Annotated in this window: 14 protein-coding genes; 12 read left to right on the top strand and 2 right to left on the bottom strand. The window is 46.6% G+C overall.

Going from position 1 to position 14,898, the window contains the following annotated elements:
• The first annotated feature begins 46 nt into the window (after positions 1–46).
• From yedF to ACQY69_RS12110, 10 genes are all read left to right on the top strand, one after another.
• Complete coding sequence (yedF, locus tag ACQY69_RS12065; protein WP_428260765.1) at positions 47–535, top strand: sulfurtransferase-like selenium metabolism protein YedF; 489 nt, start codon at positions 47–49, stop codon at positions 533–535.
• 10 nt (positions 536–545) lie between these two features.
• On the top strand, positions 546–869 hold the full coding sequence (locus ACQY69_RS12070; RefSeq protein ID WP_428260766.1) for a DUF3343 domain-containing protein: 324 nt from the start codon (positions 546–548) through the stop codon (positions 867–869).
• Positions 866–1,918: a selenide, water dikinase SelD gene (selD, locus tag ACQY69_RS12075; protein WP_428260767.1), complete on the top strand. Its 1,053-nt coding sequence runs from the start codon at positions 866–868 to the stop codon at positions 1,916–1,918. The genes ACQY69_RS12070 and selD overlap by 4 nt, the downstream gene beginning before the upstream one ends.
• Positions 1,919–2,089: 171 nt before the next feature.
• A complete protein-coding gene (gene yedE, locus ACQY69_RS12080; protein WP_428260768.1) occupies positions 2,090–3,142 on the top strand; it encodes a YedE family putative selenium transporter in 1,053 nt (350 codons plus the stop codon).
• 70 nt (positions 3,143–3,212) lie between these two features.
• A complete protein-coding gene (locus ACQY69_RS12085; protein WP_428260769.1) occupies positions 3,213–3,422 on the top strand; it encodes a sulfurtransferase TusA family protein in 210 nt (69 codons plus the stop codon).
• Positions 3,423–3,444: 22 nt separating this feature from the next.
• Positions 3,445–3,678, top strand: coding sequence for a DUF3343 domain-containing protein (locus tag ACQY69_RS12090; RefSeq protein WP_428260770.1), 234 nt, complete (start codon positions 3,445–3,447; stop codon positions 3,676–3,678).
• A gap of 353 nt (positions 3,679–4,031) precedes the next feature.
• The gene (locus tag ACQY69_RS12095; protein ID WP_428260771.1) at positions 4,032–5,633 is read left to right on the top strand and encodes an amidohydrolase family protein; all 1,602 of its coding nucleotides are present in this window, start codon (positions 4,032–4,034) and stop codon (positions 5,631–5,633) included.
• A gap of 1 nt (position 5,634) precedes the next feature.
• Entirely contained in the window at positions 5,635–6,744 is a 1,110-nt protein-coding gene (locus ACQY69_RS12100) for a YkvI family membrane protein (protein WP_428260772.1), read from the top strand.
• Positions 6,741–7,631, top strand: a complete 891-nt coding sequence (locus tag ACQY69_RS12105; protein ID WP_428260773.1) for a carbon-nitrogen hydrolase — start codon at positions 6,741–6,743, stop codon at positions 7,629–7,631. Before ACQY69_RS12100 ends, ACQY69_RS12105 begins: the two co-directional genes overlap by 4 nt.
• 479 nt (positions 7,632–8,110) lie before the next feature.
• Positions 8,111–9,529: an SLC13 family permease gene (locus ACQY69_RS12110; RefSeq protein WP_428260774.1), complete on the top strand. Its 1,419-nt coding sequence runs from the start codon at positions 8,111–8,113 to the stop codon at positions 9,527–9,529.
• Positions 9,530–9,615: 86 nt separating this feature from the next.
• Here ACQY69_RS12110 and ACQY69_RS12115 read toward each other — a convergent pair whose 3' ends face one another.
• Together ACQY69_RS12115 and ACQY69_RS12120 are read right to left on the bottom strand one after the other, a co-directional pair.
• Positions 9,616–11,259, bottom strand: a complete 1,644-nt coding sequence (locus ACQY69_RS12115) for a recombinase family protein (protein ID WP_428261058.1) — start codon at positions 11,257–11,259, stop codon at positions 9,616–9,618.
• Between the two features lie 58 nt (positions 11,260–11,317).
• Positions 11,318–11,524, bottom strand: coding sequence for a hypothetical protein (locus ACQY69_RS12120; protein ID WP_428260775.1), 207 nt, complete (start codon positions 11,522–11,524; stop codon positions 11,318–11,320).
• Positions 11,525–11,833: 309 nt separating this feature from the next.
• Between ACQY69_RS12120 and ACQY69_RS12125 the strand changes: the two genes are divergently transcribed.
• Positions 11,834–12,775 carry a DDE-type integrase/transposase/recombinase gene (locus ACQY69_RS12125; protein WP_428260776.1) on the top strand — a complete coding sequence of 314 codons (942 nt, stop codon included), beginning with the start codon at positions 11,834–11,836 and terminating at the stop codon, positions 12,773–12,775.
• 838 nt (positions 12,776–13,613) lie between these two features.
• Positions 13,614–14,897 (top strand): group II intron reverse transcriptase/maturase, encoded by a 1,284-nt coding sequence (gene ltrA, locus ACQY69_RS12130; protein WP_428258540.1) that lies wholly within the window; start codon positions 13,614–13,616, stop codon positions 14,895–14,897.
• The last annotated feature ends 1 nt before the right edge of the window (position 14,898 follow it).

A 14,898-nucleotide genomic window follows, 5' to 3' on the forward strand; every position in this document is an offset into this window, starting at 1 on the left:
TATCGAAATGTATCGAAAAAAACAATACTGCCGATGGATCATTGAAATGGCTTGCGGTAAGACACATAATACATATGTAAGCAGCGTCGGCCCGCAGACGCTTTACGAATGTGTGCGCAGAGAGCGCCGGAAGGCCGGAGGGAGAAAGCACAGGAAGGAAAGAGTTCAGGATCGAGGTGTCGGAATAATGGATGATAGAAAAATCGCGATAATGATCGCTGCCGACTCCATAGGCAAGGGAGCCGAGGAGCTGGGGAAAAATCTGATGAAAAGTTATATCTATTCGCTGACAGAGGCAGATGTAAAGCCGGAGACGATCATGTTTTTGAACAGGGGCGTCTATCTGACGACGAAGGGATCGGAAGTGCTGGATATGATAGAGCAGCTTGAGCGGGGCGGCGTCGAGATCCTGTCGTGCGGCGCATGTCTGGACTATTACGGACTGAACGACGATCTTGCGGTCGGCAGCGTCACCAATATGTATTCTAACGTTGAGATAATGCACGATGCGGACAATACCATCGTGATCTCGTAGGTGAAGGGAGATGGCGGGAACGCTGGATTCTCCGTTTCTGGCGTTGGTATTTTCGGCTACCATGGATACGATCGAAACGGAACGGATGCTTTGCAGGAAATTCAGGACGGCGATAATCCCTACTCCGAGAGAGATATCAAAGAGCTGCGGGTTCGCCGTCAGGATAGATATAAAAAATGAGAAAGAGTTGATGGAGGCTGTGGAGGTGCTGGACGTGCCTTATGAGATCTATCGCATGGGTGTCAGAGGAGTGCATGGACGGACTGCCGAGCTGATCGCCGGCAGAGGGATGGGCTCTTCACAGGAACGGTATCGAAAGGAGGGATCAGAATGAATAAGGAAAAAACGGCGGCCGATATCAGGCTCACGGAGATGTCCGATCATGCCGGTTGAGCTGCAAAGATAGGGCCGGGTGCCCTTTCAAAAGTGCTCTGCGGTATGACGGTATTCGATGATCCGGCTCTCATGGTCGGGTTCGATACCAGCGATGACGCGGCGGTGTACAGGCTGGACGAAAAAACCGCGCTGATCCAGACTGTGGATATATTCCCGCCTGTGGTGGACGATCCTTACGATTATGGACAGATAGCTGCGGCAAATGCGCTCAGCGACGTATATGCGATGGGAGGCTCGCCGCTGCTCGCCTTGAATATATGCTGCTTCCCCGAGGAGCTTTCGGAGGACGTCATACGCGAAATAATGAGGGGAGGCTATGAAAAGGTCAGAGAGGCCGGAGCCGTGATCGCGGGAGGACATACGATAAAGGACAGGGAGCCGAAGTACGGGCTTTCGGTGACAGGGATCGCAGAGCCTTCCGGGGTCCTCATAAACAGCGGCGTAAGGCCGGGAGATGCACTGGTATTGACGAAGGGCCTGGGGACGGGGATACTCACGACTGCCGTCAAAGCAGAAATGGCCGGCGAGGAGGAGTGCCGTCTGATGACCGAGTCGATGAGCAGACTCAACCGGTATGCGGCTGAATCGATGAAGAATTTTCATGTGAATGGCTGTACCGATATCACAGGATTCGGACTCTTGGGACATGCCTTGGAGATGGCCAACGGCAGTGGCGTGTCCATAAGGGTAGATCATGCTTCCGTGCCTCTTCTTTCGGGGGCACTGGAAATGGCAGAGTTGGGCATGATACCAGCAGGAGCGTATAGGAACAGAGAATATCTTTCGGAGGAGATCTTTGTAGATAAGTATGTACCGCTGTCGATCGAAGATGTATTGTATGATCCGCAGACTTCCGGAGGACTGTTGATATCTGTCCCGGAAAAGCAAGGCGAAAGATTAGCTGCGCAACTACGAGAGGACGGTGAAAAGGCTGCTGTTATAGGATATGCGGAGGAAAAGCAAGAATTCAGTATCGTCGTGGTGTAGGAAAAGAATGACGTGGCAGTTTTGAACGGGAAGGTTCTGCAAAATAGAAAATTCCTATGAACGGCGGTCGATACATGTGGAATTTCATTTTTACTATCTTCGTCGAAAATGATAACCTCGTAAAAGAAAGTTATTATTTGAGGTTATCATTTCAGGAGGGTGAGATGTAAAATGAAGAAAACAGCGTTGATAGGGATCACAGGTGGTGTAGTAGGGCTGATTGCGGTAATACTTGTTTATTTCGGGAATCCCGGGAATATGGGATTTTGTATCGCCTGCTTTTTCAGAGACACGGCGGGAGGTATAGGCCTTCACAGAACAGAGATTGTACAGTATATAAGGCCGGAAATAATTGGACTGGCCTTTGGAGCCTTTTTAATGGCTGTAGTAGGGAAGGAATTTTCTCCAAGAGGAGGATCGTCACCGGCCATAAGATTTGTGTTGGCCGTCTGCGTAATGGTAGGTGCGCTCATGTTCCTCGGCTGTCCGCTGAGGATGATGCTCCGGATCGGCGGCGGAGATCTCAACGCGATAGTGGGACTGGCAGGCTTCATCGTCGGTATACTGGCAGGGATATTCTGCCTCAATAAGGGATTTTCCCTCAGGAGGACATATAAGCTGAGCAAGTGTGAAGGAGCTGTCTATCCGGCTGTCAATGTCGGGCTGCTGATACTTCTCTGTGCTGCTCCGGCGTTCATATTTTTCAGCGTGGAGGGGCCGGGATCGATGCATGCCCCGATAATAATGTCACTGATAGCAGGAGTCGCAGTGGGAGCGCTGGCTCAGAAAGCGAGATTCTGCACTGTGGCCGGGATCAGAGATACGGTGCTGTTCAAGGATACCACCATGCTGATAGGGTTTATCTGTGTGATCGCAGCTGCCGTCATAGGGAACCTGATCACAGGAGCATTCAATCTGGGCTTTGAGGATCAGCCTGTAGCCCACGACGACGGACTGTGGAATTTCATGGGCATGGTGCTGGTGGGATTCGGTTCGGTGCTGCTGGGAGGCTGCCCGTTGAGACAGGTCATACTGGCCGGAGAGGGCAATACCGATTCCGTAGTGGTGATCATCGGATTCATCACAGGAGCGGCTATCTGTCATAATTTCGGCCTGGCGTCATCGCCGGAAGGTCCGTCGCAGTATGGTCCTGCAGCGGTAATAATATGTCTGGTGATCACGGCCCTGATAGCTGTGACCAACATAACAAGAGCGAAGGAATAAGCAGGATCGGTCAAAGCGCCGACAGCAAGCAGCAGAAAATGAGATTCAAAAGTGTTAGGAGGGATCGCAGATGATAGTGAACGTGGATGCCAGAGGATGCTCCTGTCCGGAGCCGGTAATAAGGACGAAAAAGGCCATGGCGGAGGAACACGATGAGATAGTCGTTCTGGTAGATAATAAGACCGCCCTTGAAAATATAAAGCGTTTCGCAGGGAAAAACAAGCACACGGTGGATGTCGAAGAGACGGAAGACGGCTACAGACTGTCTTTGCGAAAGTAATGGTGCGGTCATGGAGTACGTGATGACTTTTCATACGCATTTCGACGCTATCCAGTACGACAGATTCCTGCAGTCGCGGGGGATTGAGCGAAAACTTCAGCCAGTTCCGCGGGAACTGAGTTCTTCTTGCGGTACCTGTGTGAGATTTATTACGAAAGAGCAGGTAGAAGAAGGAACCGATTTTACTGATCATGAGTTTGAAAAGCTGTTTTATCGGAAGAAGGGGAATTATACTATGATAGCAGAACGAGAGTGAGAAAATGGACGAATGAAGGTTTGATCTTCCCGGAGATAGATATCGAAAATGATTTGCCGATATCCATCTCCGTTTTTTGTTGCCCAAAACAGCAGTAAAGTGACGCTGATGTTGCGCTAATGCAACTTTTGCAGTTTTGCATTGGCAAGAGGTGCTTTTATAGCTTTTGTGGGTGGAAATTCAGCAGCTGTTGCAAAACTACGAAAAGATGGGAAGATGCGATTGTGAATAGAGGATAGATATGTAATAGAGAAAGCAATTTACTGAAAAATCAAATTAATATGTATATTGGCAAAACAATTGCATGTTCTGTTACTGTATAAAATGTTTTCAACAGAAATGGAGGTGAAGTGATGAAAGCGATACGATGTAAAAAAATATATACATCATTATCGGATTCGTTGATCGACGGATACGTTCTGATCGACAGTAACAGGATAAGAAGTATTGTCCCTGTCAGCGATTGGAAAGAAAGCATGGCCAATGAGGTTCTTGATTATGAAGAAGGATTTTTGATGCCTGGATTCAACGATTATCATGTGCATATGGCTATGGCTGCGATGATGGAGTTTTTCGGGACTATCCGCGCCACGAAAGATGAGGATGAGGCTGCGAGGATACTGTATGAAAAAAATAAAGACAGAGACCAATCATGCTGGATTTTGGGTGGAGCTTGGGATCATTTTATTTGGCCAGGACAGAAACTGCCGTCCAGAGAGTTATTGGACAGATATTTCCCGGATACACCTGTGTTTTCTCTTAATAAGGAATGCCATGGAGCATGGCTTAACAGTGAAGCATTGAGAAGATTTGGCATAACGAAGGAAACGCTGGATCCTCCCGGCGGCAAGTATTTCAGGGATGGGGACGGAGAGCCCACAGGCTATGTCCATGAAGGTGCCGTAGCTCCATTACTGAGGAAGATATTCGATGAAATATCCGATGAAGAGATTGCCGGCTTTATTAAATCTTTTGCAAAGATGGCCAATAGTCTGGGAATTACATCGGTAGCAGATCTGCCGCTTTATAGTATATTAAGGGCAGATGCCTACAGGACACTTCAGGAAACAGGAGATTTGTCAATAAGGGTGAATTTTTCCGTGGGAATGATGGAAGACAATGAAAAGATAGAGGCCATGAGGAGAGAATTCACAGGGCCATTAATAACATTCAATGGAGTGAAGGAATTCCTTGACGGTACTCCGATGGGACATACAGGTTATCTTATTGAACCTTATTCTGACAAACCGGATTTTGTCAGTGAACCGCTTGTCCCTGCAGATGTGTTCTTTGATCGCGTAAAAGAACTTGATGCTATGCAGATCAGATGTCGTGTACATTGTTGTGGTGACGGAGCTGTCAGAATGGCTCTCGATGCTTTTGAAAAGGCAGCGGAGTCCAATGGTTTTCACGACATGCGACATGCTATAGAGCATATTGAGATCATAGCCCCCGAGGACATTTCAAGATTTGCGCGTATAGGTGTTATCGCTTCCGTTCAACCGGAGCATCCGCCGAGGACCCATTATGCGCTTCATCCGTTCCATTATCTGGTAGGGGAAGAAAGAATGAAGTACATGTGGGCTTTTAAGTCGCTCCAAGATGCCGGAACTCACCTAGCATTCGGTACGGATTATCCTGTCGTAGACTTTACGCCGTTTAAGGGGATATTTCGAGCTGCCAACAGAGTTACCAATGAGCTGGAGCCGGAGGGTGGATATAATCCGTGGGAAAAACTTTCGGTTCACGACATTCTTCGTAATTATACATATGGATCGGCTTTCGCTTCCGGACAGGAGAAAGAGCTGGGAACACTGGAACCAGGGAAGCTGGCCGATATAGTCGTTCTTGGGAAGAATCCTTTTGAGATCATACATAATCGAGATCAGATGTTTAACATGCCGGTATTGATGACGATGATGGACGGCAATGTGGTATATGAAGGGAGAAAATAAAATGGGCAAAAGGAAAAGCAATATAGGAGCGATAATAACGGTAGCGGGTACATATATGGCTTTTGCCATAGGGTCGGGGTTTGCCAGCGGACAGGAAATACTTCAATATTTTACCGCTTACGGGGTAATGGGATTCGCGGCACTGGTTTTATTTTTCATTGTTGGATCAGCGATGGATACGGAATTCATCACGGTAGGACAGAGGGAACAGTTCGATAATAAGGGCGGTGTTTACGAATACTATGCCGGGAGGATATTTGGCAAGTTCTTTGATTTCTTCGCCAACCTGTTTTCGTACCTGTGCTATGTGGTGATGTGCGCTGGAGCTGGTGCCACGCTGAATCAGTATTACGGGCTCCCTGTTTGGGTAGGTGTCGTTATCATGGCGGCAGTCAGCGGTCTGACAGTTATAATGGGCCTTAACCGGATAACTGATATCATTAGCAAGATAGGCCCTGCCTTGATAATAATCATCATTCTTGTAGCCATTCCGAATATATTTACAGGAGATTATTCTGTAAGCGAAGGGATCAAGTTGACGCCTGAGCTGGATATACTCAAGGCTGCGGATACATGGTATCTATCGGTTCTCAACTACGCCGGGTTCGGTATCATGTATGTTGTGGTGTTCCTGCCATTTTATGGCAAAAATTTGCCAAGTATCAAGATCGCTGCTTCGGGACAGATCCTTGGTGTGGCGCTGTTCTGCATTACAGTGTTGTTCGTGATGTTCGCTATGTTTGCCAATATAGAGACGATGTCGGAAGTTCAGGTCCCTATTCTCGCATTAGCTACGAATCTGAGCCCGATATTTGGAGCGGTATTTGCGATAATCATCATGTTCGGCATATATTCATCGGCTGTTCCTCTTTTGTATGGTCCGGCTATCAGATTCGTTGATGAGAAGAAGGTATCTGGAAAGACGGTGATGCTCATAATGGCGATGATTGGAGCATTTATTCCATTGTTTTTACCGTACAATGAGCTGATGAACATAATTTATACGGCTAATGGATATATAGGTGTCATCTTTATTATCCTCGTCGCTGTCAAAGTGGTGATACGTTTTACGGGGAAAGGGAAAAAGCAGGAGAGGAGAGAGGCTGAATGAGAAAAGTAGTGTTGGCCGCTACTCAGATGACGTGCAGTCGTGATGTGGAGAGCAATGTTGACAAGGCTGAAAGACTCATAAGGCAAGCAGCCATGAAAGGTGCCAATATAATACTGCTGCAGGAACTATTTGAGAATATATACTTTCCACAGAAAGTGGATTATAAATATCTGAAATGGGCGAAGCCGGCTGAAGATCATCCTCTGATAGAACGTATGTCTAACTTGGCTAAAGAGCTGGAAGTCGTTTTGCCAATAAGCTTTTTCGAAAAATGCAATGAGATGTATTATAATACTGTGGCAGTTATCGATGCAGATGGAAGCGTCTTAGGGTATTACAGGAAAAGTCATATTCCTGATGACCCAGGATATTATGAGAAATTCTATTTTTCGCCGGGGGATACTGGTTTTCGTGTGTGGAATACGCGTTATGCTAGAATTGGTGTGGGGATTTGCTGGGACCAGTGGTTTCCGGAAGCTGCGCGCTGTATGGCGCTACAGGGAGCGGAGGTGTTGCTTTATCCGACAGCTATAGGGACAGATCCCGTGAAGCGCGAAGAACTTCCAAACCAGAAGGTGATAGCGGAACGCTGGACCAATGCTATGATAGGTCATTCTATCGCTAATATGGTTCCTGTCGTGGCATCCAACAGGACGGGGATAGAGGATATGGGTGAGACTTCCATAAGATTTTTCGGATCATCCTTCATCACCGACGAGACAGGCGTCATCATGGCACAGGCGGATCAGTACGGAGAAGTAATATTGACATGTGAAATAGATCTGGACTCTCCGGAAAAAACGAAAATGATGAGATTTCGCGATAGAAGAGTAGATCTGTATGAAACTCTTTTGACAAAGGATGGAAAAACGAAAATACAGAAATAAGTTTTGGCAATATGAAAATAAAATACTACAATGAAACAGAGTCGACTTCTACGATCAATATGGTAGAAGTCGGCTTTTGTTAAGGATTACATGGACAGAAGGAAATCACGGTTATGATATTTAGAATTATTGCCTAGTATGGGTTAAAGTAATCCGTAGAGTAGCTCTGACAGTGTAGAAATTTGAAATAAGGTTTGCTTATTGTGGAAGAGTGAAAATTTCATATATATGGAATTTTGATGAAATATATGCCAATGGACTGGAAGCATCTCTGAGCCTATCAATCAGAAACGATATCATATTTCTGCGGCAAGGATCTATGGTGTGAGATTATGGAAGGCAATCATCAAAAATGGAGATAGTATAGATACGGGCGTAGCAGTTACGGCTTGTCCGAAATGAAGTTTGCTTTTCCCCGCGACATATGATAAACTACTTGAGTTTGCGTTATCAGAATCATATTATCAGGGAGTTATATCATGGGTAAGGAAAGGATAATCAATCTGCTCGTCGGTCCGGTGCTGTTTCTGTTATGCGCGTTTCTCCTTCCTGAAGGAATCTTTGGAACGTTTGCAGCCAGGGCAGCTGTAGGTACTATAGCATGGATGGCGTACTGGTGGATAACTGCGCCTGTCGATTATGCCGTAACGGCATTTTTGCCTATAGCGTTGAACGCGATCGTGCAGATGACGGATATGTCTGCTATCATATCCAATTATGCGTCAGAGACTATAATGCTGCTGTTGGGAGCATCTATCATCACGGTATCGTGGGAGGAGACAGGACTGGACAAGCGTATCGCTGCCAGATTCCTGGGGCTCATAGGCGACAATCTCAGGAGCCAGATCATATTTTGGTTCGTGTTGTCGGCTCTTCTCTCATCAGTTCTTCCAAATGCGGTAGTCTGCGCCACGATGACGCCTATAGCAGTAGCCATGCTCAACTATATAGGGGAAGGTGATATCGGCAATAGCCGTATCGGTTCCAAGCTGCTGCTGACCATCGCTTACGCGGCAGGCTTGGGAGGCATAGCGACTCCGCTTGGAGGGGCGATGAATCTGGTCACTGTCGATTATATCCAGCAGATCACAGGGGAAGAGTATATTTATATGCATTGGGTCGTAAGATTCCTGCCTATATTCATCGTACTGATGATATTGAATATCCTGTTTATGCTGCGTGATGTCAAGAAAGATGAAAGCCTTGGAGGCTCCAGAGAATTTTTCGTAAAGGAATATAAGGCGATGCCGCCGATGAAGTTCGAAGAGAAATGGTCGTTGGCGCTGTTTATCATTGCGACAGTGCTGGCATTTACGAGACAGGCATATCAGGATCTCCTGCCGGGACTCAAGCCGGCCTATGCCTTTATAATATGTGGCATAATCGCGTTTCTCATGGTCGACAGCGAGGGAAAGCGTGTCATGCTGTGGAAATCGGCTCAGAAAAAGATAATATGGGAGCTCATATATATATTTGCAGGCGGCCTCGCTGCCGGGACATTGATAAGTGAGACGGGCGCGGCTCAGTCAATCGGAGATGCCGTAGCCCGCATGGGACTGACGGGCGGACTTGTTACAGTCCTGGTCATCATCACGGTGACACTTATCATGTCCGATGTGACGTCAAATACAGCCACGGCGGCTGTTGCCATACCTATTGTGATATCTATAGTTCAAGGCATCGGGCTCAATCCGATACCATATATCTATATAGCATCCATAGGTGTCAACTTATCATATATGCTTCCGACATCCATCAGGGCGGTGCCGGTGGGGTATGGCCTTAAACCCAGATATATGCTCAATGAAGGCTGGAAAATGTCTATCCTGGTGATAATCGCGATGACTGCTCTGTCGTACCTGTTGCTGAGATACTGGCCTGCTTTCAGCCTCGCGTGAGACACGTATGTCAAAAAAGGACGCTCCTTAGGGCGGCACTCATAAGACAGTATTAGAAATGTTTTCGGGAAACGGCGTAGCTTTGGCTATGCCGTTTCGCCGTTTTTCAGGTCATTCAGTAAAGACGCGGGGAGTATTCCTATAAGGTCATAGGAAATGTCAATCTGCTGTTCCCTATAACATTTCGACTTGTCCGGCGCGTGAACATATACCGCCTTTACCATGTCATTGAGTATAGCGGGAGTTAGTTCGTCCAAGTCGAGATACTTCCTTACTTTGCCGATAAATCTGTCAATGTTCTCTGCCTGTTCTTCCTGCTCGTTAATTTCTTCATTCAATCGCAACAGCTTTTCCCGCAGTTCTTCCTGCTCCTGTTCGTAATCGTCAGAGAGCATTTGAAATCTGCTATCAGATAATTTCCCGTTGGCGTTGTCCTCGTAAATACGCTTGAAAAGACGGTCAAGTTCTTCTATCCGCCGTTGGGCTTGTGTGAGTTGCCGCCGCTTTGCTGCAAGTTCTCTTTTCGCTTCAGCTTTCTGCTTCGCGCCCATAGCCTTGCGGAATTGTTCTTCGTGGTTAGCGATACAAGCAATCGTCATTCTCATGTGGGCGAGTACACCCTGTTCCAATACAACAGCGCGGATAAAATGCGTCGGGCAAACGTCTTTTCCTTTGAGCCTTGAAGTGGAGCAGACAAAGTGGTCTTGCCTTGCTTCAAAGTTCTTGCTTGTGCAGTAATAGAGTTTCTCCCCGCAATCGGCGCAACGCGCAATACCGGAAAACATACTAGTCTTGCCTGTCCTCGTTGGGCGGCGTTTGTTCTTTCGTAATTCCTGCACCCGCGCCCATGTGTCAGCGTCAATGATTGCTTCGTGGGTATTCTCGAACACAAGCCATTTTTCTTCGGGATTGTAGCAAGCCTTTTTGCTCTTGTAGGACTGCTTATAAGTCTTGAAGTTTACCGTATGCCCTTTATACTCCGGACGCTCCAAAATGTCGGCAATGGTATCTCCCGTCCAGTGATAAGGATTGTCCGGTGGTGCGTTCCTCGCTGCCCTGCCTGTTTGCTGAAAATGGATTGTCGGCGTTATGACTTTATCCTCTTTCAGAATACGGGCAATCTGCGACGGCCCGTATCCGTCCAGACAAAGGGCGAATATCCGCTTGACGATCTTGGCGGCTTCTTCGTCCACAATCCACCGCTTTTTGTTTTCCGGGTCTTTCCTGTAGCCATAAGGCGGGTTAGTGCAGAGGTATTCGCCAGCTTCGCCTTTGGACTTCATCACCGCGCGAATTTTCTTGCTGGTGTCTTTCGCATACCACTCGTTGATGATATTGAGAAACGGGGTGAAGTCGCTGTCCAATTGATTCGCGCTGTCTATACCGTTGTTGATTGCGATAAACCGCACGCCTTTTTCCACGAACAGGACTTCGGTATAAAAGCCCACTTTCAGATAGTCGCGCCCAAGCCGCGACATATCTTTGACAATTAAGGCTGCAACTTCGCCGTTTTCGATTTTTTCTAAAAGCTCGCTCCAACTTGGACGGTTGAAGTTTGCCCCGGAATACCCGTCGTCCACGAAAAACAAGGGATTTTTGAAGCCGTTTTCCTTTGCGTATTTACTTAAAATCGCCTTTTGATTAACAATGCTGTTGCTGTCGCCCTGTAATTCGTCGTCGCGTGATAAGCGGCAATAGAGGGCGGTAATCTTGTCAGACTGCCTTGACATATTTTCTGCTCCTTTCATCGGCGGGCAGTCTGCCAATACAGGATTGCTTATACTCATTTTAACGCTCCTTGTTTTCTTCATCAATAGGCGATACTGCCATAAGCCGCAAAACTTTATGGGGAAGGCTTCGTTTGCCGTTATAACTTCCCGTAAAACGATAGAGCGTCCTGCCGGATTGTATGGTAATTTCGTGCGTCGGCAACTCCTGATATAAAGGATTTTTTACCACGATATGCCCGTCTTTGATTTTTCGTTTCCGTTCCATTCCTTTCCCGTCCTTTCCTTGTTTTGAGTAGGGAGCAAGCACAGCAAATGAGTACCCATTTGCCCTTTTTAGCTTGTTGGGAAAATCCCAAACCCTTTTGTGTTCTCTCACTCAATATCCCGTTCGGCAACCGGTTTTTGTTGCTCTTTTCTTTGATTTTAGACGCAAAAAATTGCAGCCACTTTTTCGTCTATAATCACTCTTGTGTAATGTGCTAAGACATATGTTACAGAAATAAATAAAAAAGAGAGATACTTTGATACAATAGTTTTCGACCAAAAAAACAAGTATCAGTAAGGAGTATCTCTCATGAAAAGTATAACCGAAGAAATGAGATTTCGCCAGCGTTTATGTGAATATGCTTTAAAACATGGCGTAACAAAGGCTGCAAGGAGATATCATACCTACAGGCAGTTTGTATATAGACAACTGGAAAAGTACGATGGAAGCGTTCAGAGCCTTGCGCTGAGGTCTAGGAGGCCTCAGCGCAGCCCGAACGCGCATACGGAAGAAGAACTGAAGCTGATAAAGAACATGCTTAGAAGAAACGGACGATATGGTCTTGCAGAAGTATATGTAAGATGTCAAAGCAGAGGATATAGCCGAAGTTTTGAAAGCATGTGCAGACAGATAAGAAACAGGGGATACAGAAAAGTAGAGAGAAAGAAGAAAAGCTATACGAAATATGAGAACATGCAGGGGACATACCCGGGAGAGAAGGTGCAGGGAGATATCAAATATGTACCTCAGGAATGTATAAGGTTCCCGTGTTACGGAGATAAGTATTATCAGATAACGGCGATAGATGAATACAGCCGGAAGCGAGTGCTGAAGATAGTAAAAGAGAAGAGCACATACGAGACAAAGGAATTCATAAAGAGCCTGAGAAAGAGAATGGGATTCAAGATAGAGACTATCCAGGTAGACAACGGACCGGAATTCGTAAATGACGATGATAAGACGGAAAAGGACAGTGCGTTTGAAAAAGCGGTAAAAAAGCTGAATATGGAGCTTAAGAGGACGAGACCGTATTCGCCATGGCAGAATGGGAAGGTAGAGAGAAGTCACAGAGAAGACGGGAAGATCCTGTATGGCAGAGAAGTATTCACAAGTGAGAAAGAGCTTAAGAAGAAAGTAGCGAGACACGAGAAGAAATATAACAGCACAGCGAAGACGGTATTGAACTTCAAAAGCCCTGATCAGGTAGTAGCGGAGTATTTCTCAAAGTGTAACAAATGTCTTGACAACTAAGACACTTTTTCGTCTATAATCACTCTTGCAAATTGACAACTCTCAATCAAAGTTGTATAATAAATAAAATACAAAGAAAGGGTTGGTACGATGTTGTTCGGGAAGTTTTGCATTGATTTCGGCTCCACACAAGTTTATACCACGAAACATTGTGCGGAGCCTTTTCGGAAAGTTGATCTCTAAATCGGAAAGGCCAAGACAGATATAGTACTGTCTTTGGTTTTTATACCCTTTTTTGAGATTGACAATAGATAATTGACTGTTTAGGCCACAGACAATGTTTTGTTTGTGGCCTTTTGTTATGCTCATTTTTGAATGATTACGCAAAGGGCGCACGGTATTGTGTGCCCTTTTCTTTTGTTCGCCCGCCATGGGCGGGCTCTAACGGGTGAAAGTCCCGAGTGCGCGTAGGCAACGACGAAGCACATAGCTGAACAGCAAGGGTGTCCATCGTGAGGTGGAATCTGGAGGAAGCTGTAGGCAAACCTCTGGCCTGACGGACAGGAACCACATATAAGGCTGGGAAATACGGATAAGGCGGCAAGAAACGCTAAAGTCCAAAAGTTGCTGGAAGTACCAGTAAATGTGGCAGGTATATGGAGGGAAAGAGTCCGCACCTTAAGCGGGGAGGTCTCACAGGCGGTCTCATTAGCCGTAGTAACAACGAACTGTGAGAAGTCAGCAGAGGTCGTAGTAGTGAAGAAGTTCCTGTAATGGGGATGGAGCGAAGGACCGAACAATCAATCAGTTGAAGTACGTTCCACTTCGTAGCCGGAGCAAACGCCTGTCGATGACATCAAAGGCGGCAAAGGCAAAAGGGGCAGAAAGGAAACAACGCATGGACACAAGAAGTCTCATGGAGCAGATAGTGAGCAAAGATAACCTCAATGCGGCATATCTGCAAATCGTCAGAAACAAAGGAGCGGCAGGCGTAGACGGGATGACCGTTGAAGAGCTTGGCGCATATCTTGCGGAAAACGGCGAAAACATCAGGAAGCAGGTGCGGACAAGGAAGTACAAACCGCAGCCAGTTAGACGGGTGGAGATACCAAAACCAGATGGAGGGACAAGAAACCTTGGAATACCAACGGTAGTTGACCGGTTTGTACAACAGGCAGTAACACAAGTACTCACGCCAATCTTCGAGGAGCAGTTTCACGAGCATAGTTATGGATTCAGACCGAATCGGTGTGCGCAACAGGCAGTGCTGAAAGCATTAGAGATGATGAACGATGGGCATAGCTGGATAGTGGATATCGACCTTGCAAAGTTCTTCGACACGGTAAACCATGACAAGTTGATGACGATTTTCGGACGGACAATAAAGGACGGAGACGTTATCTCAGTGGTAAGGAAATTTCTGGCCAGTGGAGTGATGATCGATGACGAGTATGAAGATACAGTTGTCGGCACACCACAGGGAGGGAATATATCGCCGCTGTTGGCAAATGTCATGCTGAACGAGTTGGATAAAGAGCTTGAGGCAAGAGGGTTGGATTTCGTGCGCTATGCGGACGATCTGATTATCATGGTAGGAAGTAAGCAGGCGGCGGAGAGGGTAATGAAAAGTGCTACCCGATTTATTGAGGAAAAGCTGGGATTGAAAGTAAATGCTGAAAAGAGCAAGGTGGACAAGCCCAAAGGAATCAAGTATCTCGGATTTGGATTTTACTATGACACATTAGCCAAAGGATATAAAGCCAGACCGCACCCGAAAGCAGTAGCGAAATTCAAAGCACAGATGAAGAAGCTGACATGCAGGAGCTGGGGAGTGAGCAACAGTTACAAAGTGCAGAAACTGAACCAGCTTATCCGAGGATGGATAAACTACTTCAAAATCGGGAGCATGAAGGGATTATGTGAGCGTTTGGACAGAAACATACGCTACCGTCTGCGGATGTGTATTTGGAAGCATTGGAAAACACCGCAGAATAGGGCAAAGAACCTGATGAAGCTGGACGTACCCCGCTGGGCGGCATACAAAATTGCCTACAGTGGAGACCGTTATGCGAGGCTTGCGCATAACGGCTGGGTACATAAAGCGATAAGCAATGAAAGACTAACCACATTTGGGCTAGTCTCCATGAGTAATTACTACGCCGAAAGGCGTGTCATATGTTAAG

The organism is Gallibacter sp. Marseille-QA0791, from assembly GCF_965119705.1.
Classification (GTDB): domain Bacteria; phylum Bacillota; class Clostridia; order Peptostreptococcales; family Anaerovoracaceae; genus Lentihominibacter; species Lentihominibacter excrementipullorum.

Coding starts and splice junctions, on each gene's coding strand:
- yedF (WP_428260765.1), top strand. CDS start 47: ATGGCTTGCGGTAAGACACATAATACATATGTAAGCAGCGTCGGCCCG.
- ACQY69_RS12070 (WP_428260766.1), top strand. CDS start 546: ATGGCGGGAACGCTGGATTCTCCGTTTCTGGCGTTGGTATTTTCGGCT.
- yedE (WP_428260768.1), top strand. CDS start 2,090: ATGAAGAAAACAGCGTTGATAGGGATCACAGGTGGTGTAGTAGGGCTG.
- ACQY69_RS12085 (WP_428260769.1), top strand. CDS start 3,213: ATGATAGTGAACGTGGATGCCAGAGGATGCTCCTGTCCGGAGCCGGTA.
- ACQY69_RS12090 (WP_428260770.1), top strand. CDS start 3,445: ATGACTTTTCATACGCATTTCGACGCTATCCAGTACGACAGATTCCTG.
- ACQY69_RS12095 (WP_428260771.1), top strand. CDS start 4,032: ATGAAAGCGATACGATGTAAAAAAATATATACATCATTATCGGATTCG.
- ACQY69_RS12100 (WP_428260772.1), top strand. CDS start 5,635: ATGGGCAAAAGGAAAAGCAATATAGGAGCGATAATAACGGTAGCGGGT.
- ACQY69_RS12105 (WP_428260773.1), top strand. CDS start 6,741: ATGAGAAAAGTAGTGTTGGCCGCTACTCAGATGACGTGCAGTCGTGAT.
- ACQY69_RS12110 (WP_428260774.1), top strand. CDS start 8,111: ATGGGTAAGGAAAGGATAATCAATCTGCTCGTCGGTCCGGTGCTGTTT.
- ACQY69_RS12115 (WP_428261058.1), bottom strand. CDS start 11,259: ATGTCAAGGCAGTCTGACAAGATTACCGCCCTCTATTGCCGCTTATCA.
- ACQY69_RS12120 (WP_428260775.1), bottom strand. CDS start 11,524: ATGGAACGGAAACGAAAAATCAAAGACGGGCATATCGTGGTAAAAAAT.
- ACQY69_RS12125 (WP_428260776.1), top strand. CDS start 11,834: ATGAAAAGTATAACCGAAGAAATGAGATTTCGCCAGCGTTTATGTGAA.
- ltrA (WP_428258540.1), top strand. CDS start 13,614: ATGGACACAAGAAGTCTCATGGAGCAGATAGTGAGCAAAGATAACCTC.